This is a genomic window from Agromyces sp. P1_H4 (assembly GCF_056405255.1).
In genome coordinates this window covers 1-830 of sequence record NZ_JBFUCL010000596.1, presented here as the reverse complement: position 1 = coordinate 830, position 830 = coordinate 1, and the positions used below count along the sequence as shown (strand labels likewise).

Here is an 830-nt window from a genome sequence, read left to right as displayed (position 1 = left end):
CGAGGGAGTAGACCGGTGCCGTGGAGGCGAGGCCGATGACCGTCGATCCCCACAGGCCCAGCGTTCCGGCCGCGAGGCCCTTGCCCTGGCCCGGAGCGGGCGGCACGTCCTGCGCCTTGGAAGCCGACATCCGGAACTCCTTCGTCACGCCGTCACGTCGTCAGCACGCTAGCACCGGGCCGCGACCACCCGCGCCGGTCAGCGCTCGAACGCGCCAACCCGTACGGTGTCGTGCTCGGTTCCGGACGGATCGCCGCCGGCCGAAGGGGCGCCCACGCCGCTCCGGAGCCTGGCGGCATACCCGCCGAGGAGCGCACCGATACCCACCGTCGCGGCCGCGACACCGGCCACGGCCAGCGGCATGGGTCCCACGTCGGCGAGTCGGCCGGGCCCCGCGGCGCCACCCGACCACCAGGCCAGCAGGCCGAGCACCAACGCCGCCGTGGCCGCGGCGCTCGCCGCCACCGCGATCGGCACCCACCACGCCGCGTCGGGCGGGACGTCGCGGTCGTCGTCGTCGCCCGTGGACACCAGCCACGCGCCGACGAAGCCGAGGAGCAGCGGCACGACGAGCCAGATCGCCCCGAGGGCGGCCGCATCGGTCGGCAGTGCGCCCAGCACGGGCACGCCCGGCACCGGGCCGAGCAGGGTTCCGCCCGTGGAGACGAGGCTCCCGGTGCCGATCGCGAATCCGGGTCCGAGCATCCACGACGCCGCCCACACGACGAGGTTCGGCAGCAGCGCGAGCTCGGCGACGGTCAGCGCGATGCCGCCGTCGACGCCGGCGCCGAGCGACTGGTAGAGGCCGGCGATGGTGGCGTAGTCGAGGG

1 protein-coding gene is annotated in these 830 nt (G+C 75.7%); it reads right to left on the bottom strand.

The genetic code is table 11. The features are described 5' to 3' along the window. Nucleotides 1–198: 198 nt before the first annotated feature. On the bottom strand, nucleotides 199–830 hold a 632-nt coding region (locus AC1DY2_RS20245; RefSeq protein ID WP_476764046.1), incomplete at its 5' end, for a cell division protein PerM.